Origin of the sequence: Streptomyces sp. NPDC018964 (genome assembly GCF_044390325.1) — a bacterium.
Classification (GTDB): domain Bacteria; phylum Actinomycetota; class Actinomycetes; order Streptomycetales; family Streptomycetaceae; genus Streptomyces.
In genome coordinates, this window is sequence record NZ_JBIRYZ010000007.1 from 139428 (window position 1) to 161519 (window position 22092).

Annotated in this window: 12 protein-coding genes; 5 read left to right on the forward strand and 7 right to left on the reverse strand. The window is 74.9% G+C overall.

The genetic code is table 11. The features are described 5' to 3' along the window. The first annotated feature begins 69 nt into the window (after positions 1-69). Positions 70-1362 carry a sigma-70 family RNA polymerase sigma factor gene (locus ACH5AO_RS14175; protein WP_398924521.1) on the forward strand — a complete coding sequence of 431 codons (1293 nt, stop codon included), beginning with the start codon at positions 70-72 and terminating at the stop codon, positions 1360-1362. Next, positions 1359-2189 carry a ribonuclease BN gene (locus tag ACH5AO_RS14180; protein ID WP_398924522.1) on the forward strand — a complete coding sequence of 277 codons (831 nt, stop codon included), beginning with the start codon at positions 1359-1361 and terminating at the stop codon, positions 2187-2189. The genes ACH5AO_RS14175 and ACH5AO_RS14180 overlap by 4 nt, the downstream gene beginning before the upstream one ends. A gap of 248 nt (positions 2190-2437) precedes the next feature. Here ACH5AO_RS14180 and ACH5AO_RS14185 read toward each other — a convergent pair whose 3' ends face one another. Next, positions 2438-3502, reverse strand: coding sequence for a galactosyldiacylglycerol synthase (locus ACH5AO_RS14185; protein ID WP_398924723.1), 1065 nt, complete (start codon positions 3500-3502; stop codon positions 2438-2440). A gap of 330 nt (positions 3503-3832) precedes the next feature. Between ACH5AO_RS14185 and ACH5AO_RS14190 the strand changes: the two genes are divergently transcribed. From ACH5AO_RS14190 to ACH5AO_RS14200, 3 genes are all read left to right on the forward strand, one after another. Then, the gene (locus tag ACH5AO_RS14190) at positions 3833-4735 is read left to right on the forward strand and encodes a DMT family transporter (protein WP_398924523.1); all 903 of its coding nucleotides are present in this window, start codon (positions 3833-3835) and stop codon (positions 4733-4735) included. A gap of 39 nt (positions 4736-4774) precedes the next feature. After that, complete coding sequence (locus ACH5AO_RS14195; RefSeq protein ID WP_398924524.1) at positions 4775-5521, forward strand: polysaccharide deacetylase family protein; 747 nt, start codon at positions 4775-4777, stop codon at positions 5519-5521. Between the two features lie 317 nt (positions 5522-5838). Further along, positions 5839-7902 carry a SpoIIE family protein phosphatase gene (locus ACH5AO_RS14200; protein WP_398924525.1) on the forward strand — a complete coding sequence of 688 codons (2064 nt, stop codon included), beginning with the start codon at positions 5839-5841 and terminating at the stop codon, positions 7900-7902. Positions 7903-8183: 281 nt separating this feature from the next. On the opposite strand, the gene ACH5AO_RS14205 is transcribed toward ACH5AO_RS14200, so the two are convergent. The 6 genes from ACH5AO_RS14205 to ACH5AO_RS14230 form a co-directional block, all read right to left on the reverse strand. Next, on the reverse strand, positions 8184-8549 hold the full coding sequence (locus tag ACH5AO_RS14205) for a transglycosylase family protein (protein ID WP_398924527.1): 366 nt from the start codon (positions 8547-8549) through the stop codon (positions 8184-8186). 87 nt (positions 8550-8636) lie between these two features. Further along, the gene (locus ACH5AO_RS14210) at positions 8637-8879 is read right to left on the reverse strand and encodes a hypothetical protein (RefSeq protein ID WP_398924528.1); all 243 of its coding nucleotides are present in this window, start codon (positions 8877-8879) and stop codon (positions 8637-8639) included. A gap of 165 nt (positions 8880-9044) precedes the next feature. Further along, positions 9045-12293, reverse strand: a complete 3249-nt coding sequence (locus ACH5AO_RS14215; protein ID WP_398924529.1) for a family 78 glycoside hydrolase catalytic domain — start codon at positions 12291-12293, stop codon at positions 9045-9047. Between the two features lie 268 nt (positions 12294-12561). After that, on the reverse strand, positions 12562-15999 hold the full coding sequence (locus ACH5AO_RS14220) for a glycosylhydrolase-like jelly roll fold domain-containing protein (RefSeq protein ID WP_398924530.1): 3438 nt from the start codon (positions 15997-15999) through the stop codon (positions 12562-12564). 58 nt (positions 16000-16057) lie between these two features. Further along, the gene (locus tag ACH5AO_RS14225) at positions 16058-18667 is read right to left on the reverse strand and encodes a beta-L-arabinofuranosidase domain-containing protein (RefSeq protein ID WP_398924531.1); all 2610 of its coding nucleotides are present in this window, start codon (positions 18665-18667) and stop codon (positions 16058-16060) included. A gap of 286 nt (positions 18668-18953) precedes the next feature. After that, on the reverse strand, positions 18954-21953 hold the full coding sequence (locus tag ACH5AO_RS14230; protein WP_398924532.1) for a glycosyl hydrolase: 3000 nt from the start codon (positions 21951-21953) through the stop codon (positions 18954-18956). Between the last annotated feature and the right edge of the window lie 139 nt (positions 21954-22092).

Consider the following 22092-nt stretch of genomic DNA (forward strand, 5'->3'; position numbering starts at 1 on the left):
CCCCGCACAAGCCGGCCGCGGCGACGTCACGCCGTACGTGTCCCACCAGGCCGACACCCTCGGAAGCCCATGTCCACCTCAGCCGCCGACGCGATCCGGACCTGCGACGCAGCCGTACCGGAACCCTCCTCGGAGCAACTCGACGCGCTGCTGCGCGAGCTCTCGGAACACCCTCCGGGACCGCGGCGGGCAGCCCTCCGGGACCGCGTGATCCGCCTGCTGCTGCCGATGGCCCGGCGGGTCACGCGCCGCTTCCGGTACCGGGGAGAGGAATCCGACGATCTCGTGCAGGTCGCGTCCCTGGGGCTGATCAAGGCCGTCGACGGCTACGACCCCGCCCGGGGCCACGCCTTCCTGGCGTACGCGCTTCCCAAGGTCACCGGCGAGCTCCGGCGGCATCTGCGGGACCGCACGACCACCGTACGGCTGCCCCGGCCCCTGCAGGAGGCGAGCGGCCGGATCCTCCAGGCCGTCGAGGAGCTCGAGCAGCGGCCCGGCGGCCACTCGCCCACCTCCGAGCAGATCGCCGAGCACACCGGGCTCGGACAGGACCGCGTGCTGTCCACGCTGCGGGCGGTGCGCGCATGCCGTCCGCGTTCCCTCGACGAGCCCGCCGGGCACGGCCGGGAGGGACCGCTCGCCCGTCCGGTCGGCGCCGAGGACCCGGCGCTCGGCCGGGTGGTCGACACCGTGTCCCTGGACGCCCTGGTGAAACGGCTGCCGGAGCGCGACCGCCGAGTGCTCTACCTGCGCTTCTACCAGGAGCGCACCCAGCAGCAGATCGCGGACGCGGTCGGCGTCTCCCAGATGCAGGTGTCGCGCATCCTGCGGCGGTGCTTCGACCGGCTCCGGGAGGCGCTCCTGGCGGACGAGCCGTGCGCGGGGGCCGCCGGGGGAACGCGGGCCCCGGTCGCGGGCCGGGCGGCCCGGCCGGCGCACGCCCCGTGCGGCCGCCGTGACACGGGGAGGCCGGTACGTCCCGTGCGGTCCACCGGCCCGGCATGCCCCGCGCCCTGCCGCGCGCCCGGCCCCGCGGATCGCCCGCGCCCGGCCGGTCCGGCTCCGCGCGCCGCGGCCGGTGCGGTGAGCCGGCACCGGCTCGGTCGTGGGCACCCGGCCCGGGGGCGATCCGCAGACGCGCGGTGGCCCGTCCCGTTCGGCGCCCGCTGCCGGACGTGTGCCGGGGCCGTGCCGCGGCCCGCGGGGGCGCGGCCGGCCGCCGGGCTCCCCCGCCGGGCCGCGCGGCCCCCTCCCGTCCGCCGCGCGCACGAGGAGAGGGCACCTTTCCCGCCCAGGTGTGTCCCGCCTGCCGACGGGCGGCACAGGTGCGTGGACACGAGCCGGCGAAGGAGCGCACCGTGAGGCGTGGCCTGCGCACGCTCCGGCACGGGTGGGAGTGGCTGGGCGCCCACACCCTGATGCGGCGCGGCCGTGACATCGAGCTGATGCACAGGGCCATGGGTTTCGCCACGCTGGCGCTGGTCACGCTGGCGCCCCTGCTCATCGTGATCGCCGCCGCCGACCCGCTCGGGCGGGGCGGCTTCGCGGCCTGGCTGGCGGACGGCATGGGGCTGTCCGGCCGGTCCGCGCGCGTCCTCACGGAGATCATCAGCCCGCCGCGCGAGGTGATCGGCACCACCAGCCTGTGGGGTGTGCTGGCGCTCGCCGCGTTCGGCATCCCGTTCGGCGGGAGCGTCCAGAACGGCTACGAGCGGATGTGGAACCTGCGGCCGGGGCCGTGGCACCGCATCTGGCGCCAGGCGACCTGGCTGTGCGTCCTGACCGCGTACCTCTACCAGGAGGTGCTGACCCGCGACGCCCTGCACGGGCCGGAACGGATCACCCTCTCGCTGGCGACCGGCGTGCTGTTCTTCTGGTGGGGGCAGCGCTTCCTGCTGGGCGGCCAGATCGGCTGGTGGCACCTGCTGCCGGGCGCGATCGCCACCATGGCGGGCCTGATCGGCCTGCGGGGCTTCTCCTACTTCGTCTTCACCCCGCTGATCATCGACAACGCGATCAGCTACGGCACCGTCGGTGTCGTCCTCATCGTCGAGTCCTGGCTCATCGGCGTGGGGTTCGTCATCTTCGGCGGCGCCCTGTTCGGCCGCTGGCTCCTCCACCACCACGGGCACCGGTTCACCGCGGGCCTGCCCCCGCCGCCCGGGACGGAACCGGCCGGCGACGGCTGACGGAGGCGACGCGCGGGCGGATCGTCCTCCCCGCGCGGGGGCGGGGCCGGTCGCCGCGGCCGTACGGACCGTACTCGGCGACGCCCCCGGCGAGAGCCGTCGCCGGGGACGGCACGACGGCCCTCCGGCCCGGCGCCCGTGCGGCGGACCCGGGGCGTCGCCGGGGACGGCACCGTCCCCGCGGACGCCCCGACGGGCAGCCGCTCCCGCGGCGGCCGCGAAGGTGCCTTCCGATTGGATCCGCCGGATCACACGGGCGGCATGCGGGCGAGTACGGCCACCCGGGCCAGTACGTCCTCCCGGAACAGCTCCCGCCCGCGGGCGATCCGGCGGTCCCGGTGGGCGCCGTCCGCCGACAGCCGCCGCAGCGCGCACAGCAGCGCGGCGGCGTCCACGGCGATCTCCGAGACGCCGAGCGCCGCCATCCGGCGCACGCCCTCCGCGCCGTGGCCGGGCAGCGGACGGTAGCCCACCACGGGCAGCCCGGCGGCCAGGGCCTGTACGGCGGTCTGGCCGGCGGCGTTGTCGACCAGGACACGGGCAGCGCGCAGCAGGCCGGGCATGTCGGTGACCCAGTCCGGTACGAGCGTGCCCGGCAACCCCGCCAGGCGGGCCCGCAGGCGTTCGTTGCGGCCGCACAGCACGATCGGGAGGAAACCCTCGGCGGCGAGCAGCCGGGCGGTCCGGTCCAGTTCCGAGGCCGCGCCCCAGGCGCCGGCGGACAGTACGACGGGCGGGCGTCCGGGGGCGCACCGCTCGAAGCGCCGCCGCCATTCCGCCGCTCCGGCGGCCGGCGCGAAGAAGCCCGGTGCCACGACCGGTCCGGTCGCCTCGACGGGCACCGCGACGCGCCGGCCCACGTCCCGCGCGGCGTCGTCGGTGAGGCAGAGGTACAGGTCGTTGCCGGGATGGAGCCACTGCCGGTGGACGGCGAAGTCGGTCATGAAGACGGCGCTCGGGGACCGCAGCCGCCCGCGGGCCCTCAGATGACCGGTCAGCTGGGCGGCCAGGTGGAAGACGGGGACCACCACGCCGGCGCCCGTGCGCTCCGCGAGTTCCGTCAGGCGGCGGCCCGCCAGCCGGGCGAGGGGGATGCCGCTGGGGCGGTGCCGCGGGCCGGGGCGCAGCAGCGCGCGGTAGAGGCCCGCGTACACCCAGGGGAAGTGCCGCACCGACGCCTGGTAGAAGAGGCGCAGCCCGGCCCCGAGACCGTACGGGAGCAGCCGCAGGAGGTCCACGACCTGCGCGTCGTGGCCCTGTTCCCGGGCGCGGCGAGCGAGTTCGCGGGCCACCGTGTCGTGGCCGGCCCCCATGCTCGCGCTGACGATCAGCAGTCGCGGCCCGCCGTCCGCCGGCGCGTTCCGGCGGGGCCGCGGAGACGGTGAGTGCACGGGGTGGTGTGTCTCCTTCCACCGCGCCGGTGAAACACGCTTTCCCGCGTTTCGGCGGCCGGACCGGGGATACTCCGGGGTCTCCCTCCCCGCCGGACGCCGGGGGCGGCCGCGGACGGCGGTCTCCCGGGCGTTCGCCCCCGCAGCCGAGGTGCAGGCCCATGTCCCACGTTTCCCCCACCGGTCCGGCCGACGCGGCGCCGGGCCCGTACCGGCGGCTCGCCGCCGTGTCCGGCTGAACGGCGTCGCGTCGTGCTGGTCGTCGTCCTGGCCCTGCTGGCGGCACTGTCCAATGCCGCGGCCTCGGTACTGCAGCGGCGGGCCGCGGCGGACGAGCCGGAGGGCGGCGCGGGCGTGCGCCAGGCCGTCCGCTGGCTCGGGCGGGTGCTGCGGCGGCGCTACTGGGTCGCGGGGGCCGGGATGCTGGCGCTGTCGACCGTCCTGCAGGCGGCGGCCCTGGGCGTGGGCAGTCTCGCGCTGGTCCAGCCGCTGATGGCCGCCGAGCTGTTGTTCACCCTCGTCGTCGGCAGCGTGGTCTTCCACCGTCGTCCGGACCGCAGGACCTGGCTGGCGTTCGTCGCCCTGGCCGCCGGGCTGGCGGCGTTCCTGACCTCGGTCGCTCCGGCCGCCGGCCGGTCCACGGCCTCCGCGGAGCGGTGGACCGTGGCCGCGGGGGCGGTACTGGGTGCCGTGGTGACGCTGGTGGTGACGGCCCGCGCGGTGCGGGGCGCACCGCGCGCGGGGCTGCTGGGGCTGGCGTCCGCCGTGTCGTTCTCCCTGACGGCGGCGCTGCTCAAGGAGGTGACCGGCAGGATCCCGGACGGGGTGGGCGCCGTGCTGGGGACGTGGCCCGTGTACGCCACCGCCGCCGCCGGAGCCGTCGCCTTCCTGTTGCTCCAGAGCGCGTTCCGGGCCGGGACGCTGGCGGCGTCCCAGCCCGCCCTGACCCTCGGTGACGCGCTGACGAGCGTGGCGCTGGGGTGGGCGCTGTTCGCGGAGCAGATCACGCTCGGTGTGCGGGTGGTGCCCGCGGCGATCGGCGTGGCGCTCATGGGGGCGGGGACGGCGGGGCTGGCCCGCGCCCCGTCGGTCTCCGGGCACTGGGACGCGGCGTCGCGGAACCCGGGCGACGACGTGCCCCGGCCGGTGTCGTAGCCGCCGCGGCCGCCTCGTACGGAAAGGAGCCGGAAGCCGATGTCCACGTCTCCCGCCCACTCCCCCGCCCGGCGCGCGGCCGTGGCGCTGGCTCCCGTCGCCGCCGTCGCCGCGGCGCACATCGCCCCGGCCGCGACCTGGCTGCCCGTGGTGCGCCGTCGTCTCCCGCGCCTCGCCGGGGCCGGGCACCCCGCCCATGTCGCCCTGACCTTCGACGACGGGCCCGACCCCGGGTCCACCCCGCGCTTCCTCGACGCGCTGGAGGAACTCGGGGTCCGGGCGACCTTCTTCGTGCTGGGCGACTCCGCCGTACGGCATCCCTCCGTGGTGCGCGAGACCGTCCGCCGCGGGCACGAACTGGCCGTGCACGGCTGGAGCCACGACCGTCCCTGGCTGCCGGCCCCGGCGGACGAGGCGCGTGCCCTGCTGCGGGCGGCCGGCGCGGTGCGGGAACTGACGGGCCGGCGCCCCCTCTGGTACCGCCCGCCCTACGGCATCCTCACCTCCGGGCGCTGGGCGGCCGCCCGTACGGCGGGCCTGCGGCCGGTGCTGTGGACCGCCTGGGGCAGGGACTGGACGGCCGGGGCCACCTCGGCGTCGGTGCGTTCGGCCGTCGCGGCCGGGCTGCGCGGGGGCGGCACCGTCCTCCTGCACGACTCGGACCGGATGTCGGCCCCGGACTGCTGGCGGGCCGCGCTGGGTGCCCTGCCCGGCATCGTGAACGGCTGCCGGGAGGCGGGCCTGTCGGTCGGTACGCTCTCCGGGCACGGGGTGCCCCCGCGCTGAGCCGCCCGGCGGCCGCGGGTCCGCCGTACGGACGGGTCGCGGTGGGCCCGACCGCGTGGGTGAGGCGGGGCGCCGGCCCCTCCGGAACGCACTCGCCGCGTCGTCGACGGGCTCCTGTCCCGGTGGTCACGTCGCGCGCCGCTCCCGCATCTGGATGCCCTTGCGACACATTGGGCGTACTGTCCGTATATGGGCGATGTTCGGTGCGGCCGGTGTGACGCACCCTTGCCGGGGCCGGTGGTGCGCGGCAGCCGGTACCGCGCATGCGGCGCACCGGCAGCCGACGGGGAGGCCGGCGGGGTCCGGGTGGGCGGCTGATGGAAATCGCGATGGCTGCCGTGGTGCGTGAGAGCGGCGCGTACGGCGGACTGCTGTACGTGCTGTCGCCGGGCGAGGACGCCCTGTGGCTGGTGATGGTGGCGGGGGCCCCGCACGAGTTCACGACTCCGTGGCGGCGGGTCTCGCTGACCGACCCGATGCCGGTGGCGGACGCCGTGCGTGAGCGGCGCCTGGTGTGGATCTGCGGGCAGGAGGAGATGGCGCGCCGGTACCCGCGGCCGGCCCTCGTGCTGCCGTACGACTTCGCGCTGTCGGCCGCCCCCGTCACTTCGGGCGACGGGGTCCGGGGCGGGCTGGTGCTGCTGTGGCCCGGGAACCGTCCGCCGCGGCTGAGCCGCGCCGAGCGCGATGCCATCGAGTCGGGCTGCCACCACCTGGGCGGTCTCCTCCAGCAGGCCGTGGACCGCGGCGACCCGCTGCTGCCCGCCGGCCGGCCGCGGACCGTGCCGCAGCCGGCCGGGCGCACCGTCCCGCCCGACGAGGCGGTCGCGCACACGGCGTTCATCGACCGTCTGCCCGGCGGGTCCTGCGCGCTGGACATGAACGGCCGCTTCACCTTCGTCACACCCGCCGCCGCCGACCTGCTCGGCCGCGATCCGGACGAGCTGGTGGGCGCCCTGCCGTGGGAGGCGCTGCCGTGGATGGACGTCCCCCAGGTCGAGGACCGCTACCGGGCCGCGCTGGTCAGCCGTCAGCCGCAGGCGTTCACCGTCCTGCGCCCCCCGGACGTGGGGTTGTCCTTCGAGCTGTATCCGGACCCCTCCGGCATCAGCGTCCGCATCACCGGCACCGACCCGTCCGAGGGGGCTCCCGCGTCGCCCCCCGTGCCGACCGCGGGTCCCAGCCGCGCCACCCTGCTGTACCACCTGATGCACCTGGCCGCCACCCTGACCGAGGCCGTCGGCGTGCGGGACGTGGTCGACCAGACCGCCGACCAGTTCATGCCCGCCCTCGGCGCACAGGGCATGGTGCTGATGACCTCCGAGGACGGCCGTCTGAAGATCCTCGGTTACCGCGGCTACCGCGCCGAGGTCATAGACCGCTTCGACGCCGTCCCCCTGAGCCTGGACATTCCCGCCACCAAGGTCCTGGCCTCCGGCGTCCCGAGCTTCTTCACGACGTTCACCGAACTCCACCGCGCCTACCCGGCGACCGTGCACGAGGACGGGATGGGGGCATGGGCCTTCCTGCCGATGATCGCCTCCGGCCGCCCCATCGGCTCCATCCTCCTCGCCTACCGGAGGCCCCGCGTCTTCCCGCCCGGCGAACGCGCCGTGCTCACCTCCCTGGCCGGCCTGGTCGGCCAGGCCCTGGACCGCGCCCGCCTCTACGACACCAAACACGACCTCGCCCACCGCCTGCAGTCCGCCCTGCTGCCGCACACCCTGCCCCACGTCCCCGGCCTGAAGGTCGCCGCACGCTACCTCCCGGCAGCCCGGGGCCTGGGGATCGGCGGTGACTTCTACGACCTCATCCGCCTCGACGAACACACCGTCGGCGCCGCCATCGGTGACGTGCAGGGCCACAACGTGGACGCCGCGGCGCTCATGGGGCAGGTCCGCACCGCCGTCCACTCCCACGCCACCGTGGGCTCGGCCCCCGATCAGGTCCTGGCCCGCACCAACCGCCTGCTCACCGACCTCGAGCCGGGCCTGTTCACCAGCTGCCTCTACGTCCACCTCGGCCTGTCCACCCACCGCGCGTGCGTGGCCACCGCCGGCCACCCACCGCCCCTGCTCCGTCACGCCGACGGACACACCGAACTCGTCCCGGTCCCGCCCGGTCTCCTCCTCGGCATCGAGCCGGACTCCCGCTACCCGGCCCTGGAGATCCCCCTGCCGCCCGGCTGTGTGCTCGCCCTCTACACCGACGGGCTCGTCGAGGCTCCCGGAGTGGACCTCGACGACGCCACCGCGGCCCTCGCCGGGCTCCTCGAACGCGCGGACCCGACCGACCTCGACGCCATGGCCGACACCCTCATCCGCCACGCCCCCACTCCGGGCGACGACATCGCGCTGCTCCTCATCAGTCCCCGTGACTGACGGGACCGGTGAGGCGGCCGGGCCCACGCGGGTGGCGGGGTGCCCCCGCTGTGCACGCCGGGGAGTCGACGGACGGTGGTGCGGCCGACGCGGACGCCCGGCACGTCGGTGATCGCGTTCAAGGGCCCGGGGGCGGCGCGTCCGATGACGATGCCGGGGTCACGGGCCCGGCGGCGGGTGCCCGGCGCGGACTGTAGATGAGCCGGGTGTTCCATGCGGGAGACGTCACGCGGCGGGGGACGTCCCCGGCCCGGCCGTCGCCCCCGCCGCGGGGCGGGGGGTCAGGCGCAGGACCAGGCCGACATTCCCTGGAGCCGGGCCAGGCGTCTGGCCACGGCGATCTGTTCCTCACGGGTCGCCAGGTCCGCACGCGGGGCGTACTGGAGTCCGCCGGCCGCGACCCAGCTCGACTGCGCGAACTGCAGGCCGCCGTAGTGGCCGTTGCCGGTGTTCGCCTGCCAGTCACCACTGGACTCGCACGCGGCGATGGCGTCCCAGTCGGTCGCCCGGCGAGCCGACGGGGACGCCGTCGCCTCGGCGGTCGTACCGAGGGCGATCGCGGCGGTCATGACGACCACGGCGGTCCCGATCCGACTCGTGTGCGCGCTGCGTACCGAACCCTTTGGGGTGTTTCGTCTGCAGATCATAAAGAACTGTTACACCGTGCCACCGCGCGGTGGCACGCCGGCGGTCCTCTCCTTGCCCCGGACGGGGTACGTGGTCGTCCGCCTCGGTCACGCCGGTCCGGCCGGGTCACGCGACTGCCTCGACGCGGGTTCCGGCGCCGTGTCCCCGGGCGGGTCGGGGGTGGTGCCGCCGGGGCGGAGCAGGCCCGTCAGGGACAGGGCGCCCGGCCCGGAGAAGACCGCGGCGACGCCCTCGCCGGTGAACAGCAGGCCGAGGACGATGCGGAACAGGCCCAGCACGAGCGGTTGGTGACCGGCCGGCCGGCCGCTCAGGCGGGCGGTGCTCGTCATCGTGCACTCCTCGCGTCGGCCGGCGGAACGTGGAGGGCCGGCGCCGGGGTCACGCGCGTGAGGCCGTCCGCCCTTCTTCAACGTGCGCGGCGGTCCGCCCGTTCAGCCGAACCGCCGGGCGGCTGCGACGCGCTGTCGTCGCCGCCCGGCGGGAGGAGCCGTCGCTCAGGACCGCGGCGGGGCCGAGCGGAAGGTCCAGTGCCCCGAACCCACCTGGTACACGGCCTCCTCCCCGGACGTGCGCAGCAGGCGCGCTCCCTTCGGTGCCCCGGCCCGTCCGCCGGCCGCGGGGACGTGCACCTCGGCGGTGCTGCCGGCGGGGACGTCCACGGTCAGCCGGAAGCGGCCGTCCGTCCGCTCCCAGTCGCTGCGGGCGATGCCGTACGGCGTCCGGTAGGAGCCCGACGCCGAGGTCATGTCGCCCTCGACGGCCGGGTCGATCAGCAGTTCGACGTAACCGACCGAGTCGGCGGTCTGGGAGATGCCGGCGACCCGGGTGGTGAACCAGGAGTCGATGGCGCCGAGCATGAAGTGGTTCTGCGACTGGCCGGGGCCGCCGTCCCAGGACTCGCCGAGGGTGGTGTTGCCGGCGCGTACCTGGTAGCCGTAGCTGGGGCTGGTGGTCTGCGTGGCGATGGCGTGCACGATGTCGTCGCGCCCCGCCCCGCTGAGGACCCGGAAGGCGGCGGGCAGGGAGATCTCGCCCAGGATCAGGTGGTGGCCCGCCTCCTCGACCGCGGTGGTGAAGTGGGTGAGCAGGCGGTCCCGCTCCCCCGCCGGGTGGGCGCCCATGTCCAGGGCGAGCGCCTCGGCGCCGTGACCGCCGCCGCCGAAGGTGCCGGTGGTGGCGTCGTAGTACTTCGCGGACAGGGCCTTCGCGCTCGCGTCGGCCTTGGCGCGGTACTCGTCCGCGGCCGCCTCGTCGCCGAGGACGCCGGCGATGCGGCCGAGGGCGTCGGCGACCCGCCAGTAGCCGTAGGTGCCGGCCACGGCGCGCGGGAAGGTCCGGTCGGGCGTGAACCAGTCGCCGAGGCCGTAGTCGAGGATGCCGTCCTTGACCTGGGTCTCCAGGAAGGCCGCGTACTGCCGCATGCGCGGGTAGTACGTCCGCAGGGTCTCCTCGTCGCCGTAGGTGGTGTAGAGCTGCCAGGGGACGAGGACGAAGGCGCCGCCCCAGTTGGAGTCGTTGCGGTAGCCGCCGGGCAGGCTGGTGTACTCCGGGACCGTGCTCGGGATCAGCCCCTCGGTGGTCTGCGCGTCCGCCATGTCCCGGACGATCTTGCGCAGATACGCCCGCATGTCGTAGTTGCCGGCGAGCGCCGGGAAGACCAGCTGGTTCTGTTCCAGCCAGCCCAGCTTCTCGCGGCTCGGGCAGTCGGTGAGGACGCTCATCATGTTGCCCTCGATGGAGCGGCGGATCAGCGCGTGGATGTCGTTGATCAGCGGGTCGGAGCTGGTGAAGTCACCGGCGGAGGTGTTGTCGGTGCGCAGGACGTGCCCGCGCACGCTCACCGTCGCGCCCTCGGGCACGCCCCTCAGGTCGAGGTAGCGGAAGCCGTGGTAGCTGAAGCGCGGGTGCCAGGTCTCGTCGCCGCGGCCCCGGGCGGTGTAGGAGTCCCACAGGGGGGCGCCGACGTTGCTGAGGGACTGGAAGGCGCGGCCGTCCTTCAGGCTCTCCGCCGGGTGGACCCGGATCTCGGTGCCCTCGGGGGCGTTCACGGTGATCTCCGGCCAGCCGGCGATGTTGCGGCCGAGGTCGAAGACGCGGCTGCCCTCGGCGCCGTCCACCTCGCGGCCCTCGAGGGTCTCGACGATCCGGATGGGCTCCGTCTCGCGGGCGCTGAGCGCGGCGGGCCGTTCGGCGGTGCCGGGGCCCGCCACCACGGCCGCCCGCCGCCAGTCGGAGTGGTCGCCGGCGGGCTCGTCCCAGCGGGGGATCTCCCGGCGGGCGTCGTAGTCCTCGCCGCCGTACCAGTTCGAGGAGGTGGTGGGCCCGAGGGTGGTGCGCCAGTCGTCCCCGCTGGTGAGGGTGCGGACCCGGCCGTCGGCCAGGGTGACCTCCAGCCGGGCGATCAGCTTGGGGTCGGACAGGTTGCCGTAGAGCTTGCGGTAGCGGTCGGCGGTGCTGACCACGTTGGACATGCCGTTGCCCAGGGCCACGCCGATGGTGTTGGCGCCGGTCCGCAGGCGCTCGGTGACGTCGTAGGTGGCGTACTGGACGCGCTCGGCGTAGTCGGTGTTGGCCGGTTCGAGGACCGCGTCGCCCACCGGTTCGCCGTTGATGGTGGCGTCGTAGACGCCGAGGCCGGCGATGTAGAGGCGGGCGCTGCGCACCGCCTTGGGGAGGGTGAAGTCGTCGGCGAGCAGCGGCAGTCCGGCCGGCAGGTACGGGGCGGGCGGCCGCTGGCCGGTGACCCGGGTGAGCTCGGTGAACGGGCCGGACGCGCCGTCGGCGGAGGAGACGGCGTAGTCGACTGGGAAGTTGGGGACGCGTCCGTCGTCGGTGAGGACGTCGGCGCGCGGGTACAGCGCCAGTTCGTCGAAGGTCTTCACCGACTTCAGGTCGAGCGTGAGGGTGACCGGGGCGGCGGAGACGTCCGGGCCGGTGTGCGGGGCGCTCGCGTAGCCGGCCGCGGTCTGCAGGGCGCTGTTGGGCAGGCCGTCCACCGCCAGCGCGGGTTCCCAGGTCTTGCGCAGCGTGTCGCTCTCGGACGCGGTGACCGCGGCGCCGCGGGCGAGGCCGGTGGCGGAGGTGGTGGAGTCGCGGAGGTCGATCTCGCCGAGCTGGAGCCGCCAGGTGCGGTCGGGGAAGGACTCGGCGAGCGGCAGGCCGAGCCGGGTGACGTCCAGGCGGACGTAGCGGGCGGTGGTCCTGGGGAGCTTCACGACGACGGGTTCGGCCGTGCGCCCGCTCAGCCGCCAGTCGGGGTGGGTGATCCAGTCGGCTCCCCAGTCCGAGCGCTTCGTCAGGCCGGTCTCGAAGACGGCGGTGCGGCTCCAGCCGCCGTGCCTGTGTCCGGGCCCGGACCAGAGCATGACGCGCCAGTAGACGCGGGTGCGGGACCCCAGTTCCTTCCCGTCGTACGTGGTGGTGGGCACGGCCGAGTCGACGCGGCCGGAATCCCACAGGTCGGGGCGGGAGGAGTCGAGCAGCCGGGGTGAGGTGGCGGCCTGCACCCGGTAGGCGGACTGCCGGGCGCCGGGGTGTCCGGCGTCGATCTCCCAGCTGAGTTCGGGGGTGGTGTCGTCGATGCCGAGGGCCTGGGTGAGGTGCTGGGTGCGCAGCCGGGCCGGGGAGACGTCGCCGGTGGCGGCGTCGGCGGTGACCGCGCCGGCCAGCACGGTCGCGAAGGCGGTGGCCGCGGCCAAGGCGGCGGACCACCCGGGTCTGCGGTGCGGGTGCGATGTGGGCATGTGGCTTCCTGCCGGGTGTGGGTGGGACGGATCGGGGACGGGGACGGGGATCACCGCCCGGTTCCGGGACCGCGGTTTTTCGCGGTCCCGGGACCAGGTGTTCTCGCGGCCTCGGAACCAGACGTCTTCACGGCCCCGGAACCGGATGTCTTCGCGGCCCCGGGAGCGGGGTTCCTTACGGTCCCGCGGCCGGAGGGCCTGCCCGGCCGCGCGGACCGGGGACCGTGCGGTGTCGGCGCGCGGGACCGTCGAGGTGCCGGAACGGGATTCAGACGCGGCGCAGTTCGGCCGTGACGCGGTGCCGGAACCGCAGGGTCACGGGGCCGAGCAGGCCGGACGGCAGCGGCTTCTTGCGCTCGTTGGACAGCGTGTTGGAGACGCGCACGCTCAGGGTGTTGCGGCCGGGGCGCAGCCGCCCGGTGACATCGGCGACGAACGGCGCCCACAGCAGCGGCGGCAGCGCGGTGCCGTTGACGGTGACCTCCGCGACGTCGCGCACGTCCCCGAGGTCCAGCAGGACGCGGCGTCCGCGCAGCCGGCCGGCGTCGACGTCGACGGTGGTGGTGTAGGTGCCGCTGCCGGAGAACAGCGGGTCGTGCGCGGTCCAGCTGCCCAGCGGCGCGGTGACGGGGGTGGCGCCGTCGCGGGCGAAGGCGAACGTCCAGTCGCCGGTCACCGGGACCGGTTCGAGCGGGTCGTCGACGTGTACGGTGCCCCGGTACGGGTGGCCGCCGTCGGTGCCGGTGAGGGTGTGGGTGCCGGGCTCGGCGGCCTCCACGGTGGCCCTGAGCACCGTTCCACGGCGTTCCACGGCCAGGACCGGCAGGGGCGAGTCCGTGAGGTGGGGCTCGTGCCGGACGCCGGGGCTCACCACGACGACCAGGCTCCGGTACGGCTCCAGGTCCAGTGGGAGCCGTACGCCGTCCTTGGTGCTCCGGTACAGCGGTGCCGGGCCGCCGGTGCCGGTCTCCGGGTCCCAGATCCGGGGCACGCCGGCGGCGGGCAGGGCGGCGACGGTCCGGACCCGTTCGCCGCTCTCGTTGTTGATCAGGAAGACGGTATCCGCGCCCTGCCGTACCCGCAGCACCCGGACGGCGTCCCGGGGCGGGTCGAGGACGGCGGCGGCCGCCCCGGCGCCGGTCACGGCGGCGCCCAGCGCGCCGGTGTCCGCGACGCGTACGGCGCGGCCGCGCCCGAGGGTCCGGCTGCCGGGAACGCGGTCGCCGAAGAGGTCGCGCAGGCCGTGGGCGAGGGTGCGGTCGCTGCCGTCGGCCTCGTCGGTGTCCAGGGCGCCCACCGCGATCACGGTGCCGCCCGCGCGGACGAACGCGCGCAGCACCCGCAGTCCGTCCGCGGCCAGGGTCGGCGTCCCGGGGACGACCACCAGGTCGTAGGCGGCGTGGCCGACCACGAGCCGGCCTCCCCGGACGTCGGCGTGGGCCCGCAGGGCCGGGTCGCCGGTGAGGGCGCCCTCGTGCAGCAGGTCGAAGTCGACCTGGGAGCGTTCCAGGGCGTAGGCGGCGTCGGCGAGCGGGCCGTCGACCTCGCCCTGCCGGTCGGTGCCGGTCACCTGCTCGGCGGCGCGCTGCGGTTGCAGCAGCGCGGTGCGGGCGGCGGAGGTGCCGCGGCCGGCCTCCATGAGCCGTCCGATCCACTCGGCGAGCGGGCGCATCGCCCACCACCAGGGTGCGCGCGGGCCGAACGGCGGCGGGAAGTACACGCGGGTCTCGTCGGTCCACAGCGCGTGCAGCACCGTCAGGTTGACGCCGCGGGCCGCCTGCGCGCCCACGGTCGCGCGCACGAAGGCGGGGGTGACCTGCCAGCCCATGTTGCCGAACATCTCCAGCAGGGCCCGTTCGCGGCCCATCTGGTGGGCGACGGAGACCGGGTTGCGGGGGATCATGGTGGGCTCGCCTGGCTGGTACTCGGCGGTGATGATGTCGCCGCCGGGCACCTGCGCCCACTGGTGGACCTTGTGCAGGTCGCCGGTGGTGACGATGCGCTTGGCGGGGGCGGTCTCGTCGTAGAGCGGATTGGTGATGAGGGCGACGCCCCACTCGTCGTACAGCCGGGCCTGCTTCTCGAAGGCCTTGGCGAAGCGGTCGGAGACGGCCTGCCAGTAACGGCCGCGGACGGTGCGGCCCGTGCGGCCGAGGTCGTCGAAGGCGGCGGCGTAGGCGGCGCCGGGGGTGACGCCGACGGCGCGCAGGGCCCCTTCGAGGGAGGGCGACCACGGCAGGCGCTTGAAGTGGGCCTCGGCGGAGGCGAAGAAGGGCTCGTCGTCCCAGAAGCCGGGGACGACGGTGCCGAAGTACCGTCCGAAGCGGCGGTGGTACTCGGCGGGGACGATGTCGAGGAACAGCTCGACCGGTTCGTCGTCGAGCAGGTCGACGTAACTGCGGCTGTATCCCTGGGAGTCGTCGACGAGGAGGACCCCGCCGAAGAGGTCCACCTGCCACTCCCCCGCCGGCACCTGCCAGGTGTGGTCGCCGGTCAGCCGGCCGGTGAGGTCGGTGACGTCGGCCGCGCCCACGGGGCGTGCGGCCGCGGCGGCGACCGTGAACTCCCCGGCCGGCAGCTCCTTCTCGGGGAAGTCCCGGGCGGCGGCGGGGTCGTCGAAGGCCGCGTCGTACAGGACGGTGCCGTCGGCGCCCTCGACGGTGAGGTTCTCCCAGAGGGCGCGCTGGTCGTCGACGGCACGCACGCCGGCGCCGCCCGTGGCGTGGGCGGAGTCCCGGACTGTGCCCTTGTCCCGGCCGTCGAGGGTGACGGACACCGTGTCGGCGCGGACGGTGACCCGCAGGGTGTGGAACTTGGTCTTGTTGAAGCCGTCGGTGCGGGTGCTGCGCAGCAGCTCGGCGGGTTCCGTGCCGGGGGCCAGCCGGTGGACGGTGGTCACGCCGGTCTGGTCGAAGGTGACGGCGTACCCGGAGCGTCCGTCGGCCGAGCCGCGGACGACGAGACCGGCCGCGCCGTGCTCGGCCTTGGCGCTGCCGGTGACGGTGTAGTCGGTCCAGCCGGCGCTGTCGCGCAGGACGGTGGCGCCGTGGAGCACGGCGGCGTCGGCCACCAGGCGCCCCGCCTCGACCCCGACTCCGGTGCTGCGGCGCAGGTCGACGGCGGCCGGGCCGCGCACCACGGTGGTGGAGCGGGCCAGTGCCTTCAGGCGCAGGTCGGGCCGGGGGGCGTAGGTGCGGTCGCCGACCTGTCCGCCCTTGACGATGAACTCCCCCGCACGTCCGCTGGGGAAGTGGTCGTCGTTGAACAGCCACACGCGCATGCCGGTGCGTTCGGCGGTGCGCAGGACGTGGCCCACGATGTCGAACCACTCCTCGGTGAAGAACACCGGGCTCATCTCGGCGTTGTCGAAGGAGAAGAGGACGACCTCGTACATGCCCTTGTCCCGGAGGTCCGCCATCTGGCGGTCCACGAGGTCGGGGGTGACGGGGCCGTTCCAGTACCAGTAGACGGTGGGGCGGCTGTCGCGGCGCGGGTCGGCGAAGCGCCGGGGCGAGAAGGCGTCCCGGCCGGGTCCCGCGGCGGTCTTCGCCGCTCCGTCGGCGGAGGCGGCGGACGCGGCGGAGGCGGCCTCGGGGAGGCCGACGGCGACCAGGGCGCCGGTGGCGCCCGCGGCGGTCACGAACCGGCGTCTGGAGAGGGCGCCGTCGGGGCCGTCGGGGCGTTCGGGGGGCACGTCTTCGGACATGGCGGAGCTCCTGGAGTGGGTGATGGGGGCGGGCGGGACCGTGGGCGCGGGGTGCCGCTCAGCCCTGGGCGAGGCGGCGCACCTCGTCGGCGGTCAGGGCCCGGTTGCGCAGCCGGAAGTCGCGGACGGCCCCGCGCAGGCAGGGGTGGGTGCTGTTCTGCGAGCGGCCGAGGAAGTTGCGGCTGGTGCGGCCGAGGAGGAGGGGGCTGGCCACCATGGCCGGGTTGCGGCCCGCTTCGGCTCCGTCGACGTAGAGCACTCCGGTGCCGCCGCCGAGGGTGAGTGCCACGTGGACCCACCGGCCGGTCGGCAGCGGGCCGGTGGCGTCGACGACGTCCTCCCGCTCCATGCCGGAGATCTTCAGGGCCGCGCGGGCGCGGCCTGCGCCCGTGGTCGCGGCGAGGAAGAGGTAGGTGTCCTTGTGGTAGCCGAGGTCGAAGACGCGCGCGGAGGGCGCGAGGGCGTCCACCCGGACGCGTACCGCCACGGTCAGCTCGTCGAGGCCGCCGGGCAGTCCGGCGGGCAGCGCGACGTGGCCGTCGCGCCCGTCGAGGGTCACCGCGGGCACGCCGTCTTCGTAGCTCCAGGCGGCGCCGCCGGCGAGGGCGGCGTCGGCGAAGGTCCCGGTGCGGTCCGCGGCCGAGGTGCCGCCGCCCTCGTCGAGGGGGTAGTGGGCGACGTCCCGCGAGGGTGTGCGGCGCGGTGTGACCGCCCAGTACACGTTGTAGTTCTGGTGGTGGACCTCGTGGAAGGGGCGCAGGGCGACGCGGCCGCCGTCCGCGACCGCAGTGAACGCGGTCTTCTCGCCGGGGGTGCGGCGCAGGGTGTCGGGGCGGATGACGGGGAGGGTCGCGAGGCCGGTGTCGCCGTATGCGCCGGCCAGCACCAGCGGACCGTAGGACAACGATGCCACCTGCGGGTTGTCGGGCGCCGGGCGCCAGACGGGGACGCGCGGCAGGACGAGTTCCACGGTGTCCCCGGTGCGCCAGTGGCGGGTGACGGCGGCGTAGCCGCCCGCCGCGGGCCGCGTCCCGGCGGTCCGGCCGTTGACCTTCAGCACGGCCCGCCGCCCGTCGGCGTCGGCGACCCAGGCGGGGACGCGGATCCGCAGGGTGAAGCGCGCCTGTCCGGCGGTGACGGTGAGGCGGGTGCGGTCGCCCGCGGGGTACTCCGTCTCCTGACGAAGCGTCACACCCGTCTGCTCCCAGCGCACTTCGGAGGGGATGAACAGGTTGACGTACAGCTCGGGCCGGCGGGTGCCGCGGGAGCGGAAGTAGATGGTGTCGGCGAACTTGGTGTGCGTCTCCAGGCCGGTGCCGTGGTCACAGGAGAAGTTGTCGTAGTCCCCGCTGTAGCTGCCGGGGGCGGCGCCCAGCCCGCCCTTGGGCTCCCGCCGCGAGCCCGCCCACAGCCCCGTGTAGTAGGTGACGAAGCCGTGCTCGGAGTCGGGGTCCTGCTCGGCGAGCATCTGGTTGTAGAGGGTCCACTCGTAGTGGTCCAGGTAGTCGGCGCGCTCGGGGCGGTGGCGGAAGAGGTGGCGGCCGAGCTTGAGCATGTTGTAGCTGTTGCAGTTCTCGCAGGTGACCGTCGAGAGCCGGCTGACGATCTCGCCGGGAGGGCCGAAGAGTTCCTTGTCGGAGTTGCCTCCGATGGCGTACGAGTGGTCGCGTACGACGGTGGTCCAGAAGGTGTCGGCGATGTCCAGGTAGCGTCGTTCGCCGGTGGCCTCGTAGCCCGGCACGGCGCCGACCACCTTGGCGATCTCCGTGTTGGCGTGGCGGCCGGCGAGTTCGTCGCGGCCGGCGGCCAGCGGCGCGTACAGCTCGTCGTGGTCGAAGCGCCGGGCGGTGCGCAGGTGCGCCGGGTCGCCGGTCACCAGGTACAGCCGGGTGAGGACGTCGTTCATGCCGCCGAACTCGACCTTCAGCACGCTCTGCATCCGCTCGTGGGACAGCGGCGCGGTGCGGGCCTCGGCCCAGGCGGCCATCTCCAGCAGGACGTCCAGGGCCTGCGCGTCACCGGCCAGCCGGTACTGGTCCAGCAGGCCGGCCATGATCTTGTGCAGCGTGTAGTAGGGCGCCCACGGCTTCCCGCCGGCTTCCAGCTGGTCGAAGACCGTCTCCGGGAACGCGGAGAGGTAGCCCCGGTGGAAGCCGGCCGACGGTGCCGCCCGCTGGCACTCGGCGAGCGCCGAGACGAGCGCGCGGGCCTTGTCCGCGTAGGCGCGGTCACCGGTGGCCGCGTGGGCCTGGGCCAGGGCGCTGAGCAGGTGCCCGGTGGTGTGGCCGCGCAGCTGGACGGTGGGGGCCTCCCAGCCGCCGCAGGGCTCCGCCGACGACGGCAGGCCGACGTTCAGGCGGAAGGTGTGCAGCAGCCGGTCGGTGTCGACGAAGAGCAGATAGGCGCAGGTGCGGCGCATGTTGGCGAGGAACGGGCTCTCGAGCAGCCGGACCTCGGAGAGTGCGAACTCGTCCAGCGCCGGCTCCGGGCCGGTCGCGCCGGCCCGCCCGGCGGGCATGGACGCCGGTGCGGGTACGGACGCCGGTGCGGAGGCGGGTGCCGCGGCGGCCGGGGACGAGGGGGCCGTCACCGCCGCGGCGGTCGCGGCGGACGCGGTGAACAGGATCTGACGTCTGGACGGGGCGGGCCTGCCGGAGGACGCGGGCATGGCACGGGGCTCCCTTCACTGGCAACGGCGGCGGGTGGGTCAGGAACGGGGAGACCAAAGGGAGTTGAATCGTTTTACTCGACTCGGCGCAGACGCTAAGCGCCGCCGCAGCGAGCGTCAAGGGTTCTCACAGGATGCGCAAGGAGGCTACAAGTGCCCCTATGACGTGCACGATTCGGGTGCACGCGGGCATGCCGCCGCGCGGACGGGCGTGGGCACCGTCCGCGCGGCGGCTGTCTCACGACCGGGCGGCCCCGGCCGGAATCAGTAGGGTTGAAACGTTCAATCAGAGGGTGGTCTGGGCGTACGGCACCAGGCGGACCGGGCCCACGAGTCCGTGGTCCTGGCGGGCGACCCCGCCGAAGACCTCCGGGCGGGTCGTCCGCAGGCGGTTGACGAGCGGTGTCGCCACCTCGATCTCGAGGGTGTTCTCGCCCCGCCGCAGCAGCGGACCGACGTCGATGACGGGGCACAGGCGGTCGGCGGGGCCCGCGGCCCGCCCGTTGACCGTCACCCGGAAGGTGTCGCTGACCTGCCCCAGGTCCAGCACGGCGCCGTGGGAGGAGGTCCAGTCGTCCGGGAGCACGACGGTGGTGCGGTACGTGCCGACGCCTGCCGAGTCCGCCAGTTCGGGGATGCGCGACCAGGGCAGCAGGGTGTCGAGGTCGACGCCGCGGCGCACGGTCTCGGTCCGGGTCGCGTCGGCGCCGGGGAACCAGTCCTCCACGTCGAGGTGCCAGCGCTCCGGCTCGATCGCGGCGGGCACGTCCGGGAGGGTGGTGGTGACCGTGCGGCCCTGCGACAGCCGGGTCCTGTACGTGCCCCCGGCGCCGGCCCGCACGGTGAGCCCGCCACGGGTGAACAGCACCTCGTCGGCGTCCGAGGAGACGGCGTGCGGACGGTTGCCGTTGCGGTCCCCGAAGAGCCCCGGCCGTCCCAGCGCCACGATCGTGGTCTGGCCGGGCCGCAGCGCGACGCGCAGGGTGACCTCGTCGCCCTGCGCCGTGTACCGCGCGGCGCGTTCGACCCTGCCCGTCCAGGGGTCGAGGAGGTAGGGCACGAACGCGCCGCCGCGGGTGCGGCGCAGGGTGACCTCGTGGTCGATCGCGGCGACGGGCGGCTTGACGGTCTCGGCGTGCTTGCCGTTGCACAGGTAGTAGAAGTCCGCCTGGTCCGTCACCCGGTGGGCGTTGAGGAGCGTGGAGGCGGTGGAGTAACGGACGTCGGGGGTGACGCCGAGGGACGCGAGCGCGTCGCCGACCGCCGTCTTGTCGGTGACCCGGACCACGTTGGGCAGGGCGAGCAGGCGGGCCAGGACGTCCCGCAGCCGCTCCGTCTCCCCGGACTCAGGGACGCCCGGCGTGAGCGCCTGGTCGAAGGCGCCGAGGAACACCGTGGGCAGCCCGGCCTCGGCGAAGCGGAGCAGCTTGCGGGCGTCGGCCAGGGCGAGGGTGGGGGTGGAGCCGTAGAAGAAGTCGCCCTCGACGAACAGGGCCTTGTAGGCCGGGCCGTCCGGGGCGAGCCGGCCGCCGGACACCTTGGCGTTCGGCAGGTCGAGCAACGGGCCGCTGAGGAACTGGTGGGTCCATCCGAGCGGGACACCGGTCGAGGTGAACCAGGAGGCGCCGATGCCGGTGGCGGAGTAGCCGGTCTGCCGGAAGACGGCGACGTCCGCGCGGACCGTACCGGCCTGGAGGACCTGGTGGACGCGGCCGAGGTAGCCGGAGACGTCCTCGGCATGCCGCCAGGTGGGCTGCCGGGGACCCCAGGACTCGCTGTAGCCGGCGGTGCCGTTGTAGGGGCTGAAGGCGGCGAAGCCCGGCCACTGCGACTCCGGGGCCTTCGCGTAGGAGAAGCCGTGCAGGACGGTCTGGTTGACGCCGGCCGCGTACGCGCCGCCCATGGTGCGCAGCACGCGGTCCCAGGTGGTGCTGTAGGCGGAGCCGTTGTAGGCGCCCGACTCGCAGGAGAGCACGGTGTGCCCCGCCATGTCCCGGCCGCCGGCCAGGCAGCGGTAGTCGTCGAGGTTCTTGAAGCCGAGGGACTCGCCCTCGGCGATGTCGAGGATCGCGGCGGAGGCGATGGAGTCGGTCTGCAGGCCGTAGGGCTGGGCGCGCAGGGTCATGCCGAGGCCGTGCGCCCAGTCCCTGAGGGCGCGCACGTGGTGGCGGTTGAACAGGTCGGACACGGTGGCCCAGAAGTCGTGCCGGATCTGCCGGGTCAGCTGGGCGTCGAAGGCGAACACCTGGTTGCTGTCGTCGAGGACGACGGCGGGCAGGTGGGGCAGCAGGGGGCGACCCGTGCGCTTCTCGAACTCCTCCGGCAGCCGCCGCGTCCAGACCAGTCCGTCGGTCTCCAGTTCCACGGAGTCCTCGAAGAAGGCACCGCCCGCGGCCCGGAGCAGGCTCCGCAGGGAGCCGGTGAGGATGTGGCGGTCCCAGAAACCGGTGACGGCGTCGGTGCCGGCCTTACCGAGGTGGTCGACCACGTAGGCGGCGGGGGCGGTGTGGGGGCCGGATTCGGGCTGCTGTCCCGAGCCGCGCCGCCAGTACGAGATCAGCACCCAGTCGCCCTCGTCGGGCGCGGTCCACTCCAGGGTGCCGTCGGTGACGGTGCCGGTCAGGTCGCGGACGCTGTCGGGGTCGAGCCCGGTCTCCTTGCGGGTGGAGTTGGCGGTGTCCACCCGGGCCGCCTGGACGGCGACGAGGTGCTCACGGGTGACGCCGGGGGCCGCTTCGTGCGCGGGCGGGGGGACCGGTCCGCGGTAGGTGGCGCCGCCGGCCAGCGGGACCCGGCCGTGGACGAGTTCCTGGGCCGCCGCCTCGTCGTCGGGGGTGACGCCGGGGACGGCCGCGGGCCAGCTCGGGCCGAGGGTGATGTCCACGGTGAGGCCGCGTCTGGCCGCCCGGCGCAGGGCCGCCTCGACGCCGTCGCGCCAGGGTCCGCCGCCCCAGCCGTGCCGGGCGGTGTCGAGCAGCGACTTGCCCTTGATGCTGTGGTGCACGGCGGCGATCTCGGCTCCGCCGAAGCCCGCGTCCGCGATCTGGTCGATCTCGCGGGCTATCTCGTCCGGGTCCACGAGACCGTCCGGCCACCACCACCGGAACTTCGGGCGCACCGACCGGGCGGGGGCGGCGAACCAGTCGGCGGCCGGTGCGGCGCCTTTGGCCGCGGAGGTCGCGGCGGCGCCGGCTGCGGGGCTCGCGGCGGCACCGGGTGAGGCGGCGCCGAGGGCGGCCGCGGTTCCCGCGGTCACCGCCGCGGCCAGGACCGTGCGCCGGGACATCCCGCCACGTTGCGGGACGGATTCGTCGTACATGAGTGCACCCCAGAGAAGTTCACATGGATTGAATCGTTTCAATCGCTACCGAACGCGGGAACGCTAAACCGCGCGGTTCGAAGGGGTCAAGATGTGGGACGCCAGG